Source organism: Micromonospora sp. NPDC049203 (assembly GCF_043197215.1).
Taxonomy (GTDB): Bacteria; Actinomycetota; Actinomycetes; order Mycobacteriales; family Micromonosporaceae; genus Micromonospora.
Genome location: NZ_JBICSV010000009.1, coordinates 59840 through 79130, shown reverse-complemented (window position 1 = coordinate 79130; position 19291 = coordinate 59840). Strand labels below are relative to the sequence as shown.

At 71.8% G+C, this 19291-nt stretch carries 18 protein-coding genes and 1 tRNA gene; 10 read left to right on the top strand and 9 right to left on the bottom strand.

Annotated features, from left to right (window positions below; genetic code table 11):
- Window positions 1–172 precede the first annotated feature (172 nt).
- Window positions 173–412, bottom strand: coding sequence for a hypothetical protein (locus ACGFIA_RS23145; RefSeq protein ID WP_357385693.1), 240 nt, complete (start codon window positions 410–412; stop codon window positions 173–175).
- Window positions 413–1094: 682 nt separating this feature from the next.
- Here ACGFIA_RS23145 and ACGFIA_RS23140 point away from each other — a divergent pair.
- Both ACGFIA_RS23140 and ACGFIA_RS23135 read left to right on the top strand, forming a co-directional pair.
- Window positions 1095–2057: an N-acetylmuramoyl-L-alanine amidase gene (locus ACGFIA_RS23140; RefSeq protein ID WP_357385691.1), complete on the top strand. Its 963-nt coding sequence runs from the start codon at window positions 1095–1097 to the stop codon at window positions 2055–2057.
- Between the two features lie 203 nt (window positions 2058–2260).
- Complete coding sequence (locus ACGFIA_RS23135; protein ID WP_357385689.1) at window positions 2261–3274, top strand: winged helix-turn-helix domain-containing protein; 1014 nt, start codon at window positions 2261–2263, stop codon at window positions 3272–3274.
- Window positions 3275–3410: 136 nt separating this feature from the next.
- On the opposite strand, the gene ACGFIA_RS23130 is transcribed toward ACGFIA_RS23135, so the two are convergent.
- Window positions 3411–3884, bottom strand: coding sequence for a DUF2690 domain-containing protein (locus ACGFIA_RS23130; protein ID WP_357385687.1), 474 nt, complete (start codon window positions 3882–3884; stop codon window positions 3411–3413).
- 617 nt (window positions 3885–4501) lie between these two features.
- On the opposite strand from ACGFIA_RS23130, the gene ACGFIA_RS23125 reads away from it, so the two are divergent.
- The gene (locus ACGFIA_RS23125) at window positions 4502–9253 is read left to right on the top strand and encodes a hypothetical protein (protein WP_357471660.1); all 4752 of its coding nucleotides are present in this window, start codon (window positions 4502–4504) and stop codon (window positions 9251–9253) included.
- 298 nt (window positions 9254–9551) lie between these two features.
- Here ACGFIA_RS23125 and ACGFIA_RS23120 read toward each other — a convergent pair.
- Window positions 9552–9626 (bottom strand) — tRNA-Val (locus tag ACGFIA_RS23120).
- Between the two features lie 50 nt (window positions 9627–9676).
- Window positions 9677–10216: a TIGR02611 family protein gene (locus ACGFIA_RS23115; RefSeq protein ID WP_357385683.1), complete on the bottom strand. Its 540-nt coding sequence runs from the start codon at window positions 10214–10216 to the stop codon at window positions 9677–9679.
- Between the two features lie 273 nt (window positions 10217–10489).
- On the opposite strand from ACGFIA_RS23115, the gene ACGFIA_RS23110 reads away from it, so the two are divergent.
- Window positions 10490–10921, top strand: a complete 432-nt coding sequence (locus ACGFIA_RS23110; protein ID WP_007457244.1) for an SsgA family sporulation/cell division regulator — start codon at window positions 10490–10492, stop codon at window positions 10919–10921.
- Window positions 10922–10995: 74 nt separating this feature from the next.
- Here ACGFIA_RS23110 and ACGFIA_RS23105 read toward each other — a convergent pair whose 3' ends face one another.
- A complete protein-coding gene (locus ACGFIA_RS23105) occupies window positions 10996–11772 on the bottom strand; it encodes a glucose 1-dehydrogenase (RefSeq protein WP_091427952.1) in 777 nt (258 codons plus the stop codon).
- 179 nt (window positions 11773–11951) lie between these two features.
- Here ACGFIA_RS23105 and ACGFIA_RS23100 point away from each other — a divergent pair, with 179 nt between their 5' ends.
- The gene (locus tag ACGFIA_RS23100) at window positions 11952–12869 is read left to right on the top strand and encodes an AraC family transcriptional regulator (RefSeq protein ID WP_357385681.1); all 918 of its coding nucleotides are present in this window, start codon (window positions 11952–11954) and stop codon (window positions 12867–12869) included.
- A gap of 7 nt (window positions 12870–12876) precedes the next feature.
- Window positions 12877–13332 (top strand): Rrf2 family transcriptional regulator, encoded by a 456-nt coding sequence (locus tag ACGFIA_RS23095; protein ID WP_013284925.1) that lies wholly within the window; start codon window positions 12877–12879, stop codon window positions 13330–13332.
- Between the two features lies 1 nt (window position 13333).
- On the opposite strand, the gene ACGFIA_RS23090 is transcribed toward ACGFIA_RS23095, so the two are convergent.
- Complete coding sequence (locus tag ACGFIA_RS23090; protein ID WP_393261968.1) at window positions 13334–13945, bottom strand: malonic semialdehyde reductase; 612 nt, start codon at window positions 13943–13945, stop codon at window positions 13334–13336.
- Window positions 13942–14505, bottom strand: a complete 564-nt coding sequence (locus ACGFIA_RS23085) for a flavin reductase family protein (RefSeq protein ID WP_357385676.1) — start codon at window positions 14503–14505, stop codon at window positions 13942–13944. The genes ACGFIA_RS23090 and ACGFIA_RS23085 overlap by 4 nt, the downstream gene beginning before the upstream one ends.
- Window positions 14506–14897: 392 nt before the next feature.
- Between ACGFIA_RS23085 and ACGFIA_RS23080 the strand changes: the two genes are divergently transcribed.
- Both ACGFIA_RS23080 and ACGFIA_RS23075 read left to right on the top strand, forming a co-directional pair.
- Window positions 14898–15077 (top strand): DUF4236 domain-containing protein, encoded by a 180-nt coding sequence (locus ACGFIA_RS23080; protein WP_013284922.1) that lies wholly within the window; start codon window positions 14898–14900, stop codon window positions 15075–15077.
- 110 nt (window positions 15078–15187) lie between these two features.
- Window positions 15188–15706: a potassium channel family protein gene (locus ACGFIA_RS23075; protein ID WP_357385674.1), complete on the top strand. Its 519-nt coding sequence runs from the start codon at window positions 15188–15190 to the stop codon at window positions 15704–15706.
- Here ACGFIA_RS23075 and ACGFIA_RS23070 read toward each other — a convergent pair.
- On the bottom strand, window positions 15672–16574 hold the full coding sequence (locus ACGFIA_RS23070; protein WP_393261964.1) for a hypothetical protein: 903 nt from the start codon (window positions 16572–16574) through the stop codon (window positions 15672–15674). The genes ACGFIA_RS23075 and ACGFIA_RS23070 overlap by 35 nt on opposite strands.
- A 48-nt stretch (window positions 16575–16622) precedes the next feature.
- A complete protein-coding gene (locus tag ACGFIA_RS23065; protein WP_357385670.1) occupies window positions 16623–17144 on the bottom strand; it encodes a VOC family protein in 522 nt (173 codons plus the stop codon).
- A gap of 50 nt (window positions 17145–17194) precedes the next feature.
- Here ACGFIA_RS23065 and ACGFIA_RS23060 point away from each other — a divergent pair, with 50 nt between their 5' ends.
- Together ACGFIA_RS23060 and ACGFIA_RS23055 are read left to right on the top strand one after the other, a co-directional pair.
- Window positions 17195–17665: a MarR family transcriptional regulator gene (locus tag ACGFIA_RS23060; protein WP_357385868.1), complete on the top strand. Its 471-nt coding sequence runs from the start codon at window positions 17195–17197 to the stop codon at window positions 17663–17665.
- Window positions 17666–17713: 48 nt separating this feature from the next.
- Entirely contained in the window at window positions 17714–19291 is a 1578-nt protein-coding gene (locus ACGFIA_RS23055) for a tetratricopeptide repeat protein (RefSeq protein ID WP_357385668.1), read from the top strand.

The following is a 19291-nucleotide window of genomic DNA, read 5'->3' as shown; positions in this document are numbered from 1 at the left end:
TACACCCACCGGTCGGACGGCCGGGGTCAACGCTTCCGGGAGCGCTCGCTGACGATCCGCTGACTCCCACCGACAACTGACAATGGAATCAGCAAAAGCCACCCTCTCACGAGGGTGGCTTTCTGCGTAGTGCTTCACCTCGCCCGTCTGGCCCAGCCTGGCCTTCAGGTGCTCAGCAGTTGGTGTCTGCGATCTCTTCGCGGAGGCGGCGCTGCTCGGCCTTGCTCAGCGAACTGCCGTCGGTGACGTGTAGCGCCCACGGTGTTGGGCAGGGGGCTTCGTGGGCGGTGTCCGGACAGAGCGTCTCGACCATACGGTCAGTGAGGGCATCGACCTCACTGACGGAGGCGATTACAGGGATGGTGATCCGCCATAGTTGAGCCCGGACGCCATCTGCCTCAGGACTGGTCATACGTGACATCTCCAAATGTTGGGCGTGGAGGCGGGCCAGTCTAGACGGAGAGGCCGATCAGGGCCCGCATCCGCACCGGTTCCAGCGGCTCATCCAGTCCGGTGGGTTGCGCTGGTGAATGACGCGTGGCGTGAAGTTGCCGTCGAAGAATTGGCGGTCCGACTCTTCGTTCAGTCCACCGCCCGACAGCGCTGGGCGCGACAGCCTCGCGGCGCTTGGCTTGACGCGTCCTCCTTGGCGCTCTTGACCGCGTCGCTCTCGGTCTTGCCGCTGCCGGCACCCCAGACGTAACCGGCGTTTGGTCGTTGCCGACCAACGCGCACTCGGCCTGGCATTCCCACGCTTGGCCGTCGAGATCGTTACGGGTTGACCTCAGGCACCGGTTCGGGCGGCACGTCCCGATCCTTGAAGGCTGTGCTGAAAGGAATTGCCGCGGCGCATAGACGGAATTCACGATGCCTGTCGTACGCATGTGCACTGCGGGCGAAGGGAAGGAATCGTGCATACCGATCGTCCTGACGTCGAGACGCCGGCAGTCGGTGGCCTCGACCGGCGAACCCTCCTCGGCGCGCTCGGTGCCGGTGTGGGGGCGGCAACCGTCCTGGCCACGCCACGACCGGCACGGGCTGGCACCCCGACGTCCGGCCGTGCCCCGGCTCCACGGACGTTGGCTACCAGGCCGTTGCGGAGCGGGACCGTTCGGCCTGGATTCGACGCCCAGGTCGTTGCCCTGCGGTCGCCGGCCGGCTCGGCCCCGGCACGGTGGCGCTCCGCCGACCGGTCGGGGGCGTGGAGCCGGTGGGCCCCGGCGCCCGGCGGCTGCCCGGCCGGCGCGGGCGACGCCGCGCCCGCGACCGAGCAACTGGCCTTCGTCACCGTACCCAACGCTCCGGCAGTCGACCTCGACCTGCCGACCGGCAGCCGGGCGGTCGTCCTCAACGGCACCGACGGCCCGGCCCTGCGGCCCGCGTCCGCCGAGGTGTCGGAACGCTCCCGGCTGGCGGGGCTGCCCTTCCTGAGCCGTGCCGCCTGGGGCGCCGACGAGTCCCTGCGGTTCGACGCCGCCGGCGTGGAAAAGTACCCACCCACGTTCTGGCCGGTGCAGACGTTCACCGTTCACCACACCGCCACCGGCAACGACGATCCTGATCCGGCCGCGCGGATGCGCGCCATCTACCGCTACCAGGCGATCGACCTCGGCTACGGCGACTTCGGCTACCACTTCCTGATCGACGAGGCAGGCCGGGTCTACGAGGGCCGGCGCTCCGGCGGGGACGTGCTGCCCGGTTTCGACCCGGCCGGTTGGATGGTGAACGGCTCGCACGTGGGCGGCTACAACGCGGGGAACGTGGGTGTCGTCCTGCTCGGAACCTTCGTGACACGCGAACCGACGGCGGCTGCGCGGCGCAGCCTCACTCTGTTGCTCGCCGCCCTGACCGGTTGGTGCCACGTCGATCCGCTGGCCAGCGTGACCTACGTCAATCCGATAAGCGGCCTCCGCCGCGGCGTACCCACGATCGCGGGCCATCAAGACTGGGGGCCGACGGAGTGCCCGGGTGGGGTGCTCAGCGGGATGCTGGGCGACCTGCGACAGGAGATCGCGGCCGTGCTGGCCGACCCGCGTCGCTCCGCGTTCGTCGGCTGACGGCGGTCGCAGCGACCGCCGTACGGCAACGTCGGCGAAGCGGAGACGCGCCCGAGCTGACGTTTCGGGGCACGGTACCGACACAATCACCTCGAAGGTGATGAAGCTCGATTCGCACCCGCGTAAGAGAGTGGCGCGCTCCGATATTCCAAGGCTAGACTGCCGCGAGCTCACGCCATTCACATGCGTCTTCGGGAGCCTCGTTGCGCATCTACTTCACGGCGGAGGATCTCGGGCGGGTTCGCGTGGCCGCAGCACCCGATCCGATGTGGGAGACGGTCTTCAGCGTTTTCCGCCTCGGCCGCCCGGGGCCGGCGGCGGTCTTCGGGCGCTGGCGCCGGCGGGCCGTGCCGGCCATGCGGCCCGCCGATCTGGAAATGCTCCGGCCCTTGGTGAACGGTGCCTACTATCCGGATTTCCTGACGCCGGCCGAGGGTGGGCTCGGTCTGCCGGACGCGATCGAGGCCCTGCTACGCACTCCGACGGCCCGGCTCCGCGCCGAAATGGAGCAGCTCGCCCGCCTCGGCGGGCCACTGCCGTCCTGGATGCGGCGCCTCGCCGACGGCGACGGCGACGTGCTGGGCCGCCTGGCCGGCGCGATGCGGTCACAGTTCGCGGTCGCTGTCGCCCCGTTCTGGGCGGAGGCACGGGCGCACGTGGACGCCGACCGGGCACGGCGGGCACGGGTGCTGCTGGAGCACGGCGGTGAGGGGTTGCTGAAGAGCTTCCGGCCGATGATGCGCTGGGAGCCTCCGGCGCTCGTGGTCGATGTGCCGTCCACCCAGTCGATCCACCTCAACGGCCGCGGGCTGCTGCTCGTGCCGTCCTACCTGTCCTGGAAGACGCCCGACACGCTGCGGGACCCGGACCTCACGCCGGTGCTGGTATATCCGGTCGAACACGACCTGACCCGGCACCTGGACGCGGCGCGGCCCTCCGGGCCGGGCGCCCTCGCCGCCCTCGTCGGGCCGACCCGGGCGGACGTGCTGGAGGCCATCGGCGATGGCCGTACCACCTCGGAGCTGGCCGGACGCGTCGGAGTGAGCGCGGCGTCGATCAGCCAGCACACCGCCGTGCTGCGCGACGCCCGGCTGATCAGGACCACCCGCATCGGCAAGGCGGTGCTGCACACGATCACCCCACTCGGCGCGGCGATGCTCGGCGACGCTCCGCCTCGACGCGCTCCGATCGACGTCGCCGCGCGTCCTGCGACGTAGGCTCCGCCCCGCCGGTCACCGGGCCTGGACGTCCGTCGCCGGCGGTGCCGGCACCACCCGACTGCGAAACAGGTATCCCCGACGCGGCCCGCACCCGGTAGTCGGTGTGCGGGCCGCCGCCGTTGTCCGGTGGATCTCAGTACCGGCTGGTGCAGTACTCCTCGTACTCGTTGTTGTAGCCCCAGGCGGTACAGGCGCGGGCCAGCAGGCCAGCGTCGTCGAGCATCACGGTCCAGTGCACGTCGGTGGAGGGCGCACCGGGATTGCGGCCCGCGGCGGCGTATGTGCGGTACTGCCCGTTCGAGTAGAAGCCGTCGACCCGGACGTCGTAGTTCGCTTTGCCGCGGGCCCACGCCGTGCGGCAGCGCGGGCTGTAGCGCAACTCGGCGATCAACGGCCCGCCGCCCGGCAGGTACGCCTCCCGGACCGTCCTCGCGTCGTCGGTGCACCGGTACCTGATCCCGTTGTTGCCGGTGAAGTAATCCTCGGGCGAGTGCCCCTCGTAGAACGTGATGGCCTGGGCCGGTGCGGTGGTGATCGCCACCAGCCCGGTGGTCGCGGTGATGGCAGCGGCCACAAGGCCGATCCAGCGGCGGGTCGTGTCGCGCATGAACTGACTCCGTTTCGTAGTGCGAGGTGGAATGCCACTCGCGCGGATGCAACCTTCAGGTCGGCGGAAGAAAAATGCCTTCACCGGTCGGCACGTGCAGATCCTCGGTACTGGCACACGGCAGCGGCAAGAGGTTTTAGCCAAGGCTTAAGCGAGCGGAAATGCAGCCGGACCATGTGGAGGCCGAAGTAGCGGGTGAGATCCCATCGTGACCATAAAATTTCTACGCCACAAAAAGCCCCGAGGACCTCGCCGGCCGTCACGACACCCCACGCCGTTCTCCCACCCGCTGCGATCACTGATGGTGAGCGCTGCCCGGTACGCCGCGACAGCGGTCGTGACCTCCCAGGTCGGACATCGCCCGCGCCACCCGACAAGCCAACCGCCGATCACGACCACCTCCGTGACCCGCAGTTACTCGAGAATGCGATCAGCCTTGCCGTCTGACACATCCGAGACCCGCCGGGCATACCTTTCGCGCTCGGGTTAAAGGTGTGGTCCGCCGTCGGCGTACGGCCAGAACATGGTCCCTCCATTGTTTTCACCACGCTCGTCATGGACGGAGACCCGTGAAGATAGGAACGTTATCGACGCCTGGCAAGGCGATGATTGCCGCCGTGGCCGCTGTTGCGCTGCTTTCCGGCCCGGCACTGTCCGCAGTGGCCCGGGCCGAACCGGCGGAGACCCCGCCATCCGCGCCGGCGGCAGCGGCGGCCCCGGCCGGCCCGGTCGGGCCGGCCGATCGCGTCGCACCCGGCGACCGGGACAGGGTCCTGCCGAAGGGGTGGCGCGGCTCCGCGGACCGGATCTGGACGACCTCCGGCGACGCCAACGGCTTCCACATTCTCACCGCCACGGCGGCCACCGGCTACACCTGGGAGACCGCGGCCAGCCTCGCCGAGCCGGGCTTCGACGTCGACCTGTGGATCGGCAACGCCTGCGTGACCGGCTCGGGTCGCCGGCTGGTCGTGGTGTACGCACCCCGCACCTTCACCAACAAGGCGGAGCTGTTCGACCGTGGCGGGTTCACCGCGCTCGTCGACCTGAAGACGCGCCAGGTGACCAAGCTGCCGGTGCAGTCGTCGCTCGCCTACTTCAACCCCGGTTGCGGCGCGGGCGAGCAGGCGGTGCTCTCCCAGCTCGGTGGCGAGAACCGCGAGGACCCGACGTCCACCGCGCCACGGAGCCGGCTGTTCACCGTGGACGCGGCGGCACGCACGCTGTCCAAGCCGATCCTGCTGAACACCGAGCTGAGCTCCCCCGTACCCGTCAAGGACGGCATCGTCGCGGCGGCCGCCGGCGGGCTGGTCTCGGTGGCGAGGACCGGCAAGGTGACCCGGTCCGCCGCGGCGACCGGGGTGCCGTTCCGGCTGACGCCCGACGCAGCCGGCGGCGTCGTCTTCATGGACTCCGACGGCCGGCAGACCCGGGTGAAGCGGGCGGTCGGCCGGTCCGTGCGGGAGCTCGCACGCGGCCGCGCGGCCGATGTCGGCCTGGCCCGCGGTGCCGGCGGCCGGTCCTTCATCACCGGCCGGCCGGCGCACATGTCCGCGCTGCCCGCCACCGTGCGCCGGATCGCCGTTCCCCGCGACAGTGAGCTGTCCACCCGCGGTGAACTGGCGCTCACCCAGGTCAAGGCGGCCGGCGCGGGCGACCCGCGAACCCAGGGCGGCGACCCGAGCGTGGCCCGCGACGTCGCCGTCACGGCGACGGTGACAAAGACCGGCAAGTCGCTCACCTTCGAGGTGAGCCCCGAGGTGGTCGGACCCGAGGCGGTCGCCGGCCGAGCCACCCATCCGAAGCTCGGCGCCACGGCCACGGCCACCACGCCCCGCTTCCGGATCGCGGCCGACGCCTCGGCCGAACCGGTCGAGGCGGACCGCTACTGCTCGGTGCCGCGCAACGACCCGGCGAACCAGGCCGTGCAGCCGAAGCCGCGCAACGTCGAGTGGGCGGTCGACCAGGCGGTCTTCGGCCGGCTCAATGACGCGGCCTCGCGCCCGGCGAACTGGAAGGGCTACGGCATGCCGGCGTACGAGCCGCAGACACTGTTCCCGGCGCCACCACTGGCGAACGGCGGCCGGGTGCCGGCGCAGATCATGCTGGGCATCATCACCCAGGAATCCAACATGTGGCAGGCGTCGAAGTTCGCGCTGCCCGGCGTGCCGGCGAACCCACTGATGGGCAACTACTACGGGCGCGACATCTACAACGCCACCTCGCTGGACGACTGGGACATCGACTGGACGAAGGCCGACTGCGGCTACGGGCTCACCCAGGCGACCGACGGCATGCGCCTGGCGGGCCACGAGAAGACCGACGCCAACGGCAACAAGGTCGAGGTCTCGCTGCCGTTCCAGACCCAGCGGGCGGTCGCGCTCGACTTCACCGCGAACATCGCGTACGGGTTGAAGATCTTGCAGGAGAAATGGAACCAGACCTACGCGGCGGGGTTGCGGGTGCACAACGCCGATCCGTCCGCGCTCGAGAACTGGTTCTACGCGGTGTGGGCGTACAACTCGGGCTTCTACCCGAAGAAGAACGACACCGACCCGTGGGGCGTCGGGTGGCTCAACAACCCGATCAACCCCAGGTACGACCCGCTCCGGCACCCGTTCATGACCTCGTACGACGACGCTCGCACGCCGCAGAACTGGCCGTACCCGGAGAAGGTGCTCGGCTGGGCCGGCAATCCGATCTCCGCGACCGAGTCGCCGGGCGTCGAGCGCCCCGGCTTCAACTACGCCTGGTGGAACCTGAGCGAGGACAAGCCCAGGGTCAAGCCCCCGCTGAAGACCTTCTGCGACAACACCAACCAATGCGATCCGTACGCCTCCGTGCAGCCCGACGATCCGGACGTCAGCAGCGAGAAGCCCGGCTCGTGTCTGCACAGGAACGCCGCCGGCCTGTACGACCTGAGGTGCTGGGCCCACTCCGCCGTCGGGTGGAAGGCGCCGCCGGGAGTCGTCTGCGACACCTGCGGCCACGAGCAGATCCGGTTCGACCCGGGCTACCCGTGGTGCACGACAGCCGGCCAGACGGCCTGCGAGAGCGACGGCATCAGCTACCCGCCGCACTGCCAGGACAGCGGCGGTGACCTCGCCCCCGGTGCCAAGGTGGTCGACAACGTTCCGCTCGGCTCGCCCTCGCCGCGGTCATGCCCCAGACAGCTGCAGAACCAGGGTACGTTCCAGCTCTCCTTCACGGGGGTGGCCAACGGCACCTACCCGTCCAAGATCGATTTCCACCAGGTCGGCGGCGGTTACGGCGGCCACTACTGGCGGGCCAGCACCCGGACGCAGGCGGCCCAGGGCGGAAACCTCAAGGTCACTGGCACCTGGCGGCTCAACGAGACCGGCACCGGCTGGCGGCGGGTCCAGGTGTTCGTGCCCGAGTTCGGCGCCTGGACGCAACAGGCGAAGTACACGATCGATCTGGGCAACGGCGAAACCCGGTACCGGGTGATCAACCAGACCTGGCAGCAGAACAAGTGGGTCGACCTGGGCACCTTCAACTTCCGGGGCCAGCCCTCGGTCTCGCTGACCACCGTGGCCAAGGACGGCACCGGAGACGACAGCATCATCTTCGACGCGGTGGCGTTCAGCTGGCCCAGCCCGTCGCCGCCCGGCGTGCCCGAAGAGGTCGGCGGCATGCCCCGATACGTCGCGCTGGGCGACTCCTACTCGTCAGGCGAGGGCGTGGCGCCGTACGACCGCAACAGCGACCTCAAGCGAACAAACGGCACGAAGGGCTCCAGCGTCGACGCCTGCCACCGGTCGACGGCCGGCGCGTACCCCCGCCTCGTGCATGATCCCGGCCGCGACTCCGTCCGGGACTTCCCGAACGACCACTACACCATCGAACAGATGTCGACGCGGTACAGCTGGGGCAGCTTCGGCTTCCTCGCCTGCTCGGGCGCGACGACCACGGCCGTCACCCGCGACGCGGTAAACGTTCCGCCGGCCGCCTCCGACACGGCGGGACACACCGACTGGGGACAGGCGGTCGACCGCTGGGGCGAGCTGACCCAGGTGGAGCAGGGCTGGCTGGACCCGGAGACCACGCACGTGTCGATCTCGATCGGCGGCAACGACGCCCGGTTCTCCGACGTGCTCACCGGGTGCATCGCCGCGCTCACCGACTGCTCAGGGCCGAACTACCGGCTGACCCGGTCGAACGGCGTCGTCGACCCCGAACCGCTGCGCGACTACCAAACGAGGATCATTCGGGACTGGCTGCCGGCAAAGCTGAAGGCCACCTACCGGGCGATCCACACCGCCGCCCCGAACGCCCAGATCTTCGTCGTCGGCTACCCGCAGATGTTCGCCAACGAGGAAGGCAACAACGCCTGCTACAACATCAGCTCGCAGGCCCGGCTGTTCCTCAACGCGATGGCCGGTCGGATGTCCATCGCCATCGCGCGGGTCGTCGACGACCTGCGCGCCGAGGGCGTGGACATCCGCTACGTTCACACCACGGCGGCGATCAGCGTCGGCAACAGCGGACAGAAGAAGTGGGCGTGCGGTGGCAACGACGGCTACCGGTGGCTGAACGCGGTCACCTCGACGTCCACCGACGGCAGCGGGGAGAAGACGCCGGGCACCGGCACCTTCCACCCGACAGCCCGCGGCCAGCAGGGCTTCGCCGACCTGCTCACCGCGGCCTTCGCGGACGCCCGGCGCCCCCGGGCGGACGACGTGGCGGCGATCAAGCAACGCATCCTCGACTATTCCGCGAAGCGCGCGCCGACCGACGACAAGGGCAGGTGGATCGTCACCGACCAACAGGCAAAGCTGGCCGCCGAACGCTGCCTCGACCTGACCCGGCGCGGCGGGATCGTCGGCAACCCCTGCCTGTCCAAACCGATCCTGTTCCCCACCGCCTTCGACGCCCGCGGAGCCGCCCGCAACGACGACGCCGCGATCGACGCCAACCCGCCCTGGGTGCAGCTGCGCTACGTCAACGGCTCGACGGAAAAGCCCAAGGTGCTCAAGTCCCGTAGCTGGTTCATGAACGCACCGTACGGCCAGACCTCCTGCCCGACGACGCGGCCCGAAGACCAGTGCGACGAATATCCGTTCTACACCTCCGAGGAGGGTGGCGCCTGGGACTTCTTCACCGGCGGGGAGAACTCTCCGCTGAGCACCCGGCTGCTGATGATCCCCGCGACCGAGAACCGGGCGGAAGGCAGCATGGTCGGTGCGATGTACAGCCACCAGGACTGCCGGATGCAGACCGGCACCTACGAAAACATCATCGGTAGCCCCGGCTATCAGAACCAGTTGCTGACCAGCGGCACGGAGTATCTGACCGTACCGCTGACCGACGAAGCGGCGTTCGTGGGCCAGAAAACCATGTACGTCTGCTGAACCGGGGCCCCGGCCGCCGTCAGGTGGCCGGGGCCCATCCCACGGGCTTATTTCAAGACCTGCGGCACTCCTACGCGCCTTAGCTGGTCTCAGACGGCGTGCCGATCAATGACGTAGCAAAGGTGATGGGTCACGAGCAGACGTCCGCGACGTTGAACCGCTACACCCACTCAACCGCTGAGCGCGCCCACAGAGTGGTGAAGTCCTTTGCTGCCTCTCGCTGCCTCCGAGCAACGACTGAAGCCTCAAAGACGAGTCAAGGCCCCTCGATTGAGGGGCCTTGAGCTTGCCGTATTCATGGTGGGCGATACTGGGATCGAACCAGTGACCTCTTCGGTGTGAACGAAGCGCTCTCCCGCTGAGCTAATCGCCCTCAGCGCGCATGACTCTACCCGATCACCCGCCCGGACCAAAAACCGGGCCTCAGTGCGTCGCGAGGTAGTGCAGCGCCTCCGCCACCACGTCGATGCCGAAGCTGTACTTGAGCGACAGCCACACCACCACCGACACGAACACGAGCCCGACCGCGCCCAGCACGAAGCGCACCGGCATCGACTGCCGGGTGACCCAGCGGGTCCAGGAGTTGACGTGGCGGCGGGTGAACGCGAGCAGCCGCCGCGCCCAGTGGAACTCGACCGCCCAGACGCCGAGGCCGGCGATGACCAGCAGCCAGCCGGGCCCGGGCAGCGGGATCAGCGCGATACCGACGGTGACCACGATGGCGCCGAGGATGCCGATGAAGATCTTCAGGGCGACGCGGCCGGTGGGGTTGGCGCGAATGAGGTCGAGCGTGGTGTGCAGGCGTCCCCGCCAGCCCTGTCGCCGCCGCGGCTGCTCCGTGAGAGTGCCTTGCGACCGCCCTTCCACCGGCACCTCGTACCCCCGACTTTCGGCTGCTCGGGCCGCACCTTTCGGCGATTCGGCCGTGGTCCGCGACGTCACCGAGGAGCCCCTCGTGACCATTTCCACCCCCAGTGTCGCCCGCGACCGTCACCCCTGCTGACGACTGGACGTTACCGGAGTAAGTCGACGACTGAACCACCCGTTGCCGGGCGGGACGACGGAGTGGGCGGAACCGGAAAGTCTACGCGGGGCCGGGCGGTCCCGGGGGCTTTCGGAACCCCTTCCCACCACTGGGTGAAGTCAGCGTATGGCGGAGCGTAGCCAGGAGCAGCACCTGAGTATGGGAAAAGCGGGACACGCGCGTTCCGCAGCGGTGCCGGGGGGAGAACGTCCATGAGTGTCATCCGACCGACGACCGTAGAGGTCGAGACGTCGCTAAGGCTCGTCGCGCCTGACGCCACCGCCTTGCCGGTGCGTGCCAGTCTGCGTTACGACCCTGCTGACCCGTATGCGGTCCATGTCCTGTTCCACGCCGAGTCCGCCGGCGGCGAGGCGGTGAGCTGGTCGTTCGCTCGCGAACTGCTGGTCACCGGGCTCGACGAGCCGGCCGGCATCGGTGATGTGCGGGTCTGGCCGTGGGCCACCCCGCGCGGCGACTTCGTCGCGCTCGCGCTGTCGTCCCCGGACGGCAACGCCCTGTTCGAGGTCCCGCGCAGCGTGCTGGTGCGCTTCCTGCGCCGGACCTACGTCGTCGTCCCGCGCGGCCGCGAGGCCGAGCACCTGGACGTCGACACCGCGGTGAACCGGCTGCTGGCCGGTCGCTGACACGGCGACACCCGGGGCCGCGCGGATCTGCCGAGTCCGCGCGGCCCCGGGCCGTCTCCGACCGGGGGTACGCGTCAGCCGCGCGTGGTGATCCCGCCGTCGACCGGGATGACCGCTCCGGTCAGGTACGCGCCGGCCCGCGACGCCAGGTAGATCGCCGTGCCCGCCATGTCCTCGGGCCGGCCGATCCGGCCCAGCGGCACCTGCTGCTCGATGGCCGCGCGCGACTCCGGGTCGTCCAGCGCGAAGGCCATCATCTTGCTCTCGAACGGTCCGGGCGCGATCGCGTTGACGGTGATCTGCTCGCCGGCGAGCTGGTGGGCGAGGCCGCGGGTGAGCATGTGCACGGCCGCCTTGGTGGCCGAGTACGCGTAGACCTCCATCCAGGGCACCCGGATGCCGTCGATCGACCCGATGTTGATCACGCGGGCCGGGTCGTCGGCGCCGGCGGCGGCGCGCAGTTGCGGCAGCAGCGCGGTGGTGAGCCGGAAGACGGCCTTGACGTTGACCGCCCAGAGCTTGTCGAAGGCGCCCTCCGGGTATTCCTCCAGCGGTGCGCCCCAGGTGGCGCCCGCGTTGTTCACCAGCACGTGCAGCCGGTCGTGGCGCTCCCGGACGGCCTCGGCGAGCGCCAGCGCGCCCGCGTCGCTGCCCAGGTCGGCGGGGATCGCCTCGCAGTGGCCCTCGGCGGAGAGTTCCTTGGCGACCGACTCGCACACGTCCGCCTTGCGCGAGGAGATGATCACCTTGGCGCCGGCCCGGACGAAGCCCCGGGCGATCATCAGCCCGATCCCGCGTGAGCCGCCGGTCACCAGGACCGTCTTGCCGTCGACCGAGAACAGATCCGTCATGTTCGTCCCATCGCCGTCGCCGGGCCGCGGGCCGGTCGGCCGGGGCCGCGTGGCCGGGTATGCAGCGCACCCCGGCCCGGGGTCTTACCGATCGGTAACCTAACCGCCGGGCTCGGCTGCCGACAAGAGCGGGCGAAACCGTCGAGATGCAACGTGCGGGCGCTCCGGTTACCGTCGGGATGATGGTCACTACCGGTCAGCCCTCCCCGGCCACCCGCACCGGCCCGCCGCGGCTCCGCTCCGGCACCGACGAGATCGTCACCGGTGTGCTCGGCGACCTCGCCGCCGAACCCGGCTGGCCCCGCCCGGTCCTGCTCGACCGTGATCTGCTGATCCTGGTCACCCACGGCCACGGCACCGCCGAGCTGGACTTTCGACCGGTCCCCTGCCGTCCGGGCACGCTGCTGCGCGCGCATCCCGGGCAGGCGCTGCGGTTCGTCGGCGCGCAGCTCGACGCGACGGTGGTGAGCTGGCGGCCGGACGCGCTGCGCGGCCTCGACGTCGACCCGGACGCGGTGCCCGCCCACCGCCAGCTCGCCGGTGAGGACGAGGACGCGGTGATCAGCGAGGTGAGCCAGCTCGCCGTGGACGCCGACCGGCACGCGCTGGTGCCGGCCGCCGCGGCGCTGCTGCGCCACCAGCTCGCCGTCCTGCTGCTGCGGCTGAGCCTGCTGCCGCGTCCCGGCGACGGCGCGACGCCCCGGGCCGAGACGGAGACGTTCCGGCGGCTGTGCCGGGAGGTGGAACGCGGCTACCGGCACACCCGCCGGGTCGAGGACTACGCCGCCGATCTCGGCTGTTCGGTGCGTACCCTGACCCGGGCCTGCCTGGCGGTGACCGGCCGCAGCGCCAAGCAGGTGATCGACGAGCGGGTCGCGTTGCAGGCGTGCCGGCTGCTCGCCGCCACCGACGAGTCGATCGCCGCGGTCGGCCGGGAGCTGGGTTTTCCCGAGCCGACCAACTTCGGCCGCTTCTTCACCCGCGAGGTGGGGGTGAGCCCGGGGACGTTCCGGGCCGAGCGCGAGCGCCCGCTGCCCGTCCGTCTGGTGCGACCCCGGCCGCCCGCCGACTCCCCCGTGCCGGGCGGCCAGGCATGATGGCACTGTGCAGATCTCCGCGCGCGGCGACTACGCGGTCCGGGCAGCCCTGAGCCTGGCCACCGCGTACCCGACCCTGCTGTCCACCCAGGCCATCGCGGCGGAGCAGGACATGCCGCGCAAGTTCCTCGAGGCGGTCCTGGCCGACCTGCGCCGGGCCGGGGTCGTCCGGGCCCAGCGCGGCGCCGAGGGCGGCTACACGCTGGCCCGGCCGCCGCGTGAGATCACCATCGGGCACGTGTTGCGCGCCGTCGACGGTCCGCTGGCCGGGGTACGCGGGCTGCGCCCCGAGGAGACCCGGTACGAGGGCGCGGCGGAGAACCTGCCCCGGCTCTGGGTGGCGGTGCGCGCCTCGGTGCGCCGGGTGGTCGACGAGGTGAGCCTGGACGAGCTGGTCAGCGGCCGGTTGCCGGCGCACGTGCGCAAGCTGACCGCCCAGCCGGACGCGTGGGAGCCGCGCTGACTCACAGGGTGCCGACCACGTCCTCGTAGGGCAGGCGCGGCAGCCGTTCCCGCCAGGCGTCCGGCGCCGGGCGGCCGATGTTCATCAGCAGCAGCACCCGGTGCCGCCCGCCGGGGAAGAACTCCCGTTCCACCGCTGCGGCGTCGAAGCCGGCCATCGGTCCGGCGGCCAGCCCGGCGGCGCGTACGCCGACCAGCAGGTAGCCGATCTGGAGCGCGGCGTTGAACCGGGCCTGCGCCTCCCGGCCGGCCGGGTCGCCGGTGAACCAGTCGCGGGCGCCGGGGCGGTGCGGGAACAGTTCGGGCAGCCGGTCGTGCCAGTCCACGTCGGCGGCGAGCACAGCGGTCAGCGGCGCGGTGGCCGTCTTGTCGCGGTTGCCGGCGCTGACGTACGGCAGCAGCCGGGCCCGGGCCGCCGGGGAACGCAGCAGCAGCACCCGCAGCGGCTGGGCGTTCATCGCTGTCGGGCCGTACCGGATCAGGTCGTGGACGGCGCGGACCTGTTCGTCGCCGACCGGCTCTTCGGTGAACGCGTTGGCGGTGCGGGCCGCCCGGAACAGCAGGTCCTGGGCGGCCCGGTCGAGTGCGATCAGCTCGTCGACGGCGGCGGTCACCACGCCTCGGGCCAGTCGCCGAGCGTGGTGGTGTAGCGGCCGCCGTGGTGCAGCAGCGGGTCGCCGTCCTCCCCCGCGCCGAGCGCGAGCGGTTCGCCGAGCAGGATGGTGTGGTCGCCCGCCTCGATCCGGCGCACCACCCGGCACAGCAGCACGGCCAGCGCGTCGCCGATCAGCGGCACGCCGAACGGCCCGGTGGTCCAGCCCGGGTGGGCGCTGAACCGGTCGATGCCGCTGGTGGCGAAGATCTGCGCGATCTCCTGCTGCCCGGAGGCGAGCAGGTGCACGGCGACGTGCTCGGCCTGCTCGACGGTGGGCCAGCTCGACGACGCGCGGCCGAGGCAGACCGAGACCAGCGGCGGGTCGAGCGACACCGAGGTGAACGAGGTGGCGGTGAAGCCGGCCGGGGGCAGGTCCGGCCGCATCCGGTTGCCGCGCAGGCCGGGCGTGGTGACCACGGTGACCGTGGACGCCTGGCGGCGCAGCAGGTCGCGGAAGGAGTCGACGTCGACGGGGCGCAGCTCGACGGTGCCGGCACCGGGCCGGTCCACGGTGGTCACGACGGCACCGGCTCACGGCGCGGCGGGGATGTCACGTGGTCCACGAGAGCCTCCAGTACAGGGGTAGCAGCGGCGGCGCTGTGTTCTCTCCCGGTACCCCCGGATGAGGGAAGCGATGCGGGGCGACCGGCTCTCATGCTGCCGACCGCTCTCGGCGCCGGTCAACGCCCTTCCAAAGAGTGAGACCTTCGTCGCTGGCATTGTTACCAACCGTCTTCACCAGCATTTACGACTCCTTAAGACCTACCCGTTGGATAGAGATTTTGCCGGGCGCGAGTCCCACCGTCCAGAGCGGACCGGGCATGGTTTCGCGAATCGTCGATCCGGGCATGTTCGTTGCCGCGAAGGCATGGAGACGACTGCAGAGGCAGGGAGACGAAGGAGGCACCCCGATGGGCGTCCAGTTCCGCAAGCGCAAGAAGTACGGACCGCTGATCCTCCACTTCACCCAGAACGGCTTCTCGTCGTGGAGCATCAAGATCGGCCGCTGGTCCTGGAACTCGAACACCCGCGCCCACCGCGTGGACCTTCCGGGGCCGCTGTCGTGGAAGCAGGACAAGACCCGGGCCTGACACCCGGACGTGGATCGGGGCACCGGCTACTGGCCGGCGCCCCGATCGTCGTACCGGCGGGGTTCGCGGTTCCGCCGACCGCGGCGCACCGGTGACCGGAGAATCGCGGCATGGTGGACCTGTCCCTGCGGCGGATCAGACGGCGGGCCGTGACGGCCTGCCTGCTCATGCTCGCCGGCTACTTCCTCGTGCCGGTCGAGGCCGACCCGAACGGCCTGCGGCTGGCCCTGCGCTCGGCCGGCACGCTGGTGCTGGTGGCGGTGATCGCGTTTCTGGTCACCGGCCAGGTCCGCCGCCAGCTCGTCCGGGACCAGCCGACCGGCCGGGACGAGGACCGGGCGCTGACCCGGCTCGCGGTCGCGCTGATCGCCGGGCTGCTCGTCTTCGCGCTCGGCGACTACGTGGTGGCGAACACCCGGCCGGGCGAGTTCGCCGGGCTGCGGACCCGGGTCGACGCGCTCTACTTCGCGCTGGCGACGCTCACCACCGTCGGCTACGGCGACGTGCACGCCCAGGGTCAGATCGCCCGGGTGGCGGTGTGCGCGCAGATGGTGTTCAGCATCGGCGTGGTCGCCACCGGGGCGTCGATAGTGGTCAAGCAGATGACGCAGCGTTCGGGCCGGCGCTGATCAGCACGTCCCCGCCGAGCCGGCCGTGCTCCGGGTCGCGGGTCACCGCACCGGAGGCGAGCAGCGAGGCCAGCGCCCGGTTGGCGTCGGCGGCCCGGTAGACGGTCGAGGTGGTGGCGAAGCGGCGCAGCTCGGTGACCGTACGCGGACCGGAGCGGGCCAGCTCGGCCAGCAGCTCGCGGCGCAGCGGGCCGGGCTCGGGGTCGAGCGAGATGTCGAGCAGCCGGCCCTGCGGGTCGGCCGGGTCGCGGTAGCGCACCCCGGCGTACTCGTCGACCGCCCAGAGCGCGTCCTTGACCGCCTCCAGCCCCCGGTCGGAGCCGGTGCCGTAGCCGAGCAGCCGGGCCGGACCGTCCCCGTCCGGCACCAGCTCGACCTCGGTGACGAGCGGGAACCCCGCGTCGGTGAGCACCTGGCGCAGCGGCCGGCCGGGCGCGGTGACGAGCAGCAGCTCGGCCGGACGCCCGGACGCGGCGGCGGCCAGCAGGGCCGGGTCCGGGTCGGCGCCGTCGGCGACGACGAGCAGCGGAGCGCCGGCCGCTCCGGCGGCCTTGAGCGCCACCGGCAGCCGGTCCGGGCCGCCGGGCACCAGGTGCACGGCGACGTCGGGCGGCAGCGCGGCCTCGGCCGCGCCGAGGCGTACCGGCAGGTCGGTGCCGTCGTCGGCCACCACCAGCACGGTCAGCCGCCGCCCGCGCAGCCGGTCGGCGAACTCGGCCACCACCCGCAGCGCCTCCTCCGCGCCGGAGGCGTCGTCTCCGGCGTACGCGAGCGCGAGGGTGGCCCGCCGCGCCCGGTGCAGCGCGGCGGGGAGCCAGTGGTCGAGCCGGCGGACGAGCAGCTCGCGCAGGAGGGCGTCGGTGGACATGGTGCCGTTTCTACCGCACCGCGCGGCGGGCGCGGCCGGGAACCCCGCTCAGACCGGGACGGAGATGCCCACGCCGCCGCGGGTCTGCCCGCCGTAGCGCTGCCGCTCGCGGTCGAGGTCGAGCCGCCCGATGCGGGTACGCGCGGCGAGCGCGGCGTCGTCGAGCAGGTCGGCCGGGACGATCCAGACGATCTCGAACTCCAACCCGTCCGGGTCGCGGCCGTAGAGGCTCTTTGTGGTGCCGTGGTCGGACGCGCCGACCAGCGCACCGGCGGCGGACAGCCGCTCGGCGGTGGCGCCCAGCTCGTCGAGCGTGTCCAGCTCCCAGGCCAGGTGGTAGAGACCGACGGTGGCCCGGCCGGCCTGGGACGCCCCGGCGGCCGCGCCGATGGAGAACAGGCCGAGGTCGTGGTCGTTTGTGGAGTCGGGCGCCTGGAGGAAGGCGGCGCCCCGGAAGCCCTCGGGAGTCATCGGGACCCGGCGGAAGCCCAGCACGTCGCGGTAGAAGGCGACGCTGCGTTCCAGGTCACTGACGTAGAGGACGGCGTGGTTGAGTCGGTGGATGCCCATGTCAACGACCGTACCCCGGCTTTGTTGAACGTTCAACTATCGCCGGTATGATGGTCGTCATGACCCGGTGGCTGGATCCCGACGAGCAGCGGACCTGGCGGGCCTTCCTGACCGCCTCCCGGGCGCTGATGGACACGCTCGACCGCGAGCTGCAACGCGACGCGGGCATGCCGCACGCGTACTACGAGATCCTGGTCCGCCTCTCCGAGGCCCCCGGCCGGCGACTGCGGATGAGCGAGCTGGCCGAGCTGACCGGCTCGTCGCGCAGCCGGCTGTCACACGCCGCCGCCCGGCTGGAGGCGTCCGGATGGATCCGCCGGGAGGACTGCCCCACCGACCGGCGCGGGCAGGTCGCCGTGCTCACCGGCGAGGGCTTCGCCACCCTGGCCGCCGCCGCTCCCGGCCACGTCGAGGGGGTACGCCGGCACCTGTTCGACGCGCTCAGCCCGGCCCAGGTCGACCAGCTCCGGCGGATCAGCGAGACGCTCGCCGACCACCTGACGGATTCGGGACCAAACTGATCCACTCCGGGGCTTGTACATACCGTCGCCGGACGAGCACGATGGGGCGTGTCCTCCGGCTTCGCTGACCTGACCGTCCAGGCGCACCAACTGGTGTCCGAAGGCGACCTCGACGGCGCGCAACGGCTGCTCGCCGACGCGCTCAGCGACGCCGATCCCCGTCCCGGCAACGCCTCCCCCGAGCTGGCCGAGGCGGCCGGGCTCCAGGCCCGGCTGCTCGTCGCACTCGGCGAGCCGCACTCCGCGCGCGGCTGGGCCGCGTTCGCGTACGCGGCGTCCACCCGGCTGTTCGGCCGCTCCGACGAGCGCACCGTCACCGCCGCCGCGACGCTCGCCGCGGTGCTGCACCGGGTCGGCAGCGACGCCCGGGCCGCCCGGCTCTACTCCGACGTGATCATCGAGCTGACCGCCCGCGACGGCCCGGAGTCGCAGCGGGTGCTCGCCGCGCACGCCGACCTGGCCACCGTGGAGTACGCGCGCGGCCAGTGCGAGGTGGCCCGCGACCGGTTGCAGGACGCCTGGGAGCTGCACCGGGAGGTCTACGGCGACGGCCATCCCAGCGGCATCAAGATGCTGGCCAAGCTCGGCGCGATGGAACGCGACTGCGGCCGGTACGCCGACTCGCACGAGCACCTGACGCTCGCCGAGGAACTGTGCCGCCACCACCTGGATCCCGACGACCCGCTCGCCGCCCAGGTGGCCGGGCTGGCCCGTGCCGCCGCCGACCCGGACCACGTCTGTGCCGCACCCGCTCCCGAGCCGCCGCCCGCCCGGACCGCGCCGGTGGTGCCCGCCGCCCGGGTCCCACCGGCCACCGAGGGGCCGCACGACCTGCCGCCGTACTCGCCGCCGGCGCTCGACGACCCGGTCGAGACGCCGCTCTACCACCCGCCGGGACGGGCCGCCGAGGCCGCGCACGTGCCGACACCGCGAGCCGCGCCGGAGGCGGACGGCGACGCGTTCGACGACTATCCGTGGCCGCCCGAGGGGCCGGCCGAGCAGCCGTGGCGCCCGGACGCCGACCCGTTGCCGCCCACAGTGGTCGGGCTCGCCGACGACGAGCCGGCCGGCGTACGCCGGGTGCCGCCACCGCCGCCCGAGCCGCCGTCGAGGTACCTGCCTGTGCACGTGCCCCGGCCACCGGCCGCCGAGCGTCGCACCCGGCCCCAGCTGCCGCTGGTGGTGCTGGGCGTGGCGGTGGCGCTGCTGCTCGGCACCATCGCGGTGATCGCCGGGGTGTCCCGGGTCGACGACGGCCGCGGCACGCCGCCTCCGGCCTCCGGCGCACCGCCCTCCAGCGCGCCGCCGCCGACCTCCGCCGGACCCGCGCCGACCACACCGGCCGCCGCCGCCCCCGGCACGCCGCCCGGGCGGTTCACCCTCACCGACCGGCGCGACAGCATCGTGCTGAGCTGGACGTACCCGGCCGGCGCCGAAGGGCCGGTGGTGGTCGCCGGGGGCCGCACCGGGCAGCCGCAGGGCACGTTCGCCACGCTGCCCGCCGGCTCGGTCGACTACATCGCCTACGGGCTCGACCGCACCACCGACTACTGCTTCACGGTGGCGCTCGTCTGGTCCACCGACACGGTCGCCCGCACCGGGCCGGTCTGCACCAAACGCCGCTGA

Excerpts from the sequence above, each read along its gene's own strand:
- ACGFIA_RS23065 (WP_357385670.1), bottom strand. The coding sequence starts at position 17,144 with ATGGGCATCCACCGACTCAACCACGCCGTCCTCTACGTCAGTGACCTG.
- ACGFIA_RS23130 (WP_357385687.1), bottom strand. The coding sequence starts at position 3,884 with ATGCGCGACACGACCCGCCGCTGGATCGGCCTTGTGGCCGCTGCCATC.
- ACGFIA_RS23115 (WP_357385683.1), bottom strand. The coding sequence starts at position 10,216 with ATGGTCACGAGGGGCTCCTCGGTGACGTCGCGGACCACGGCCGAATCG.
- ACGFIA_RS23110 (WP_007457244.1), top strand. The coding sequence starts at position 10,490 with ATGAGTGTCATCCGACCGACGACCGTAGAGGTCGAGACGTCGCTAAGG.
- ACGFIA_RS23105 (WP_091427952.1), bottom strand. The coding sequence starts at position 11,772 with ATGACGGATCTGTTCTCGGTCGACGGCAAGACGGTCCTGGTGACCGGC.
- ACGFIA_RS23075 (WP_357385674.1), top strand. The coding sequence starts at position 15,188 with ATGGTGGACCTGTCCCTGCGGCGGATCAGACGGCGGGCCGTGACGGCC.
- ACGFIA_RS23080 (WP_013284922.1), top strand. The coding sequence starts at position 14,898 with ATGGGCGTCCAGTTCCGCAAGCGCAAGAAGTACGGACCGCTGATCCTC.
- ACGFIA_RS23060 (WP_357385868.1), top strand. The coding sequence starts at position 17,195 with ATGGTCGTCATGACCCGGTGGCTGGATCCCGACGAGCAGCGGACCTGG.
- ACGFIA_RS23070 (WP_393261964.1), bottom strand. The coding sequence starts at position 16,574 with ATGTCCACCGACGCCCTCCTGCGCGAGCTGCTCGTCCGCCGGCTCGAC.
- ACGFIA_RS23100 (WP_357385681.1), top strand. The coding sequence starts at position 11,952 with ATGATGGTCACTACCGGTCAGCCCTCCCCGGCCACCCGCACCGGCCCG.
- ACGFIA_RS23145 (WP_357385693.1), bottom strand. The coding sequence starts at position 412 with ATGACCAGTCCTGAGGCAGATGGCGTCCGGGCTCAACTATGGCGGATC.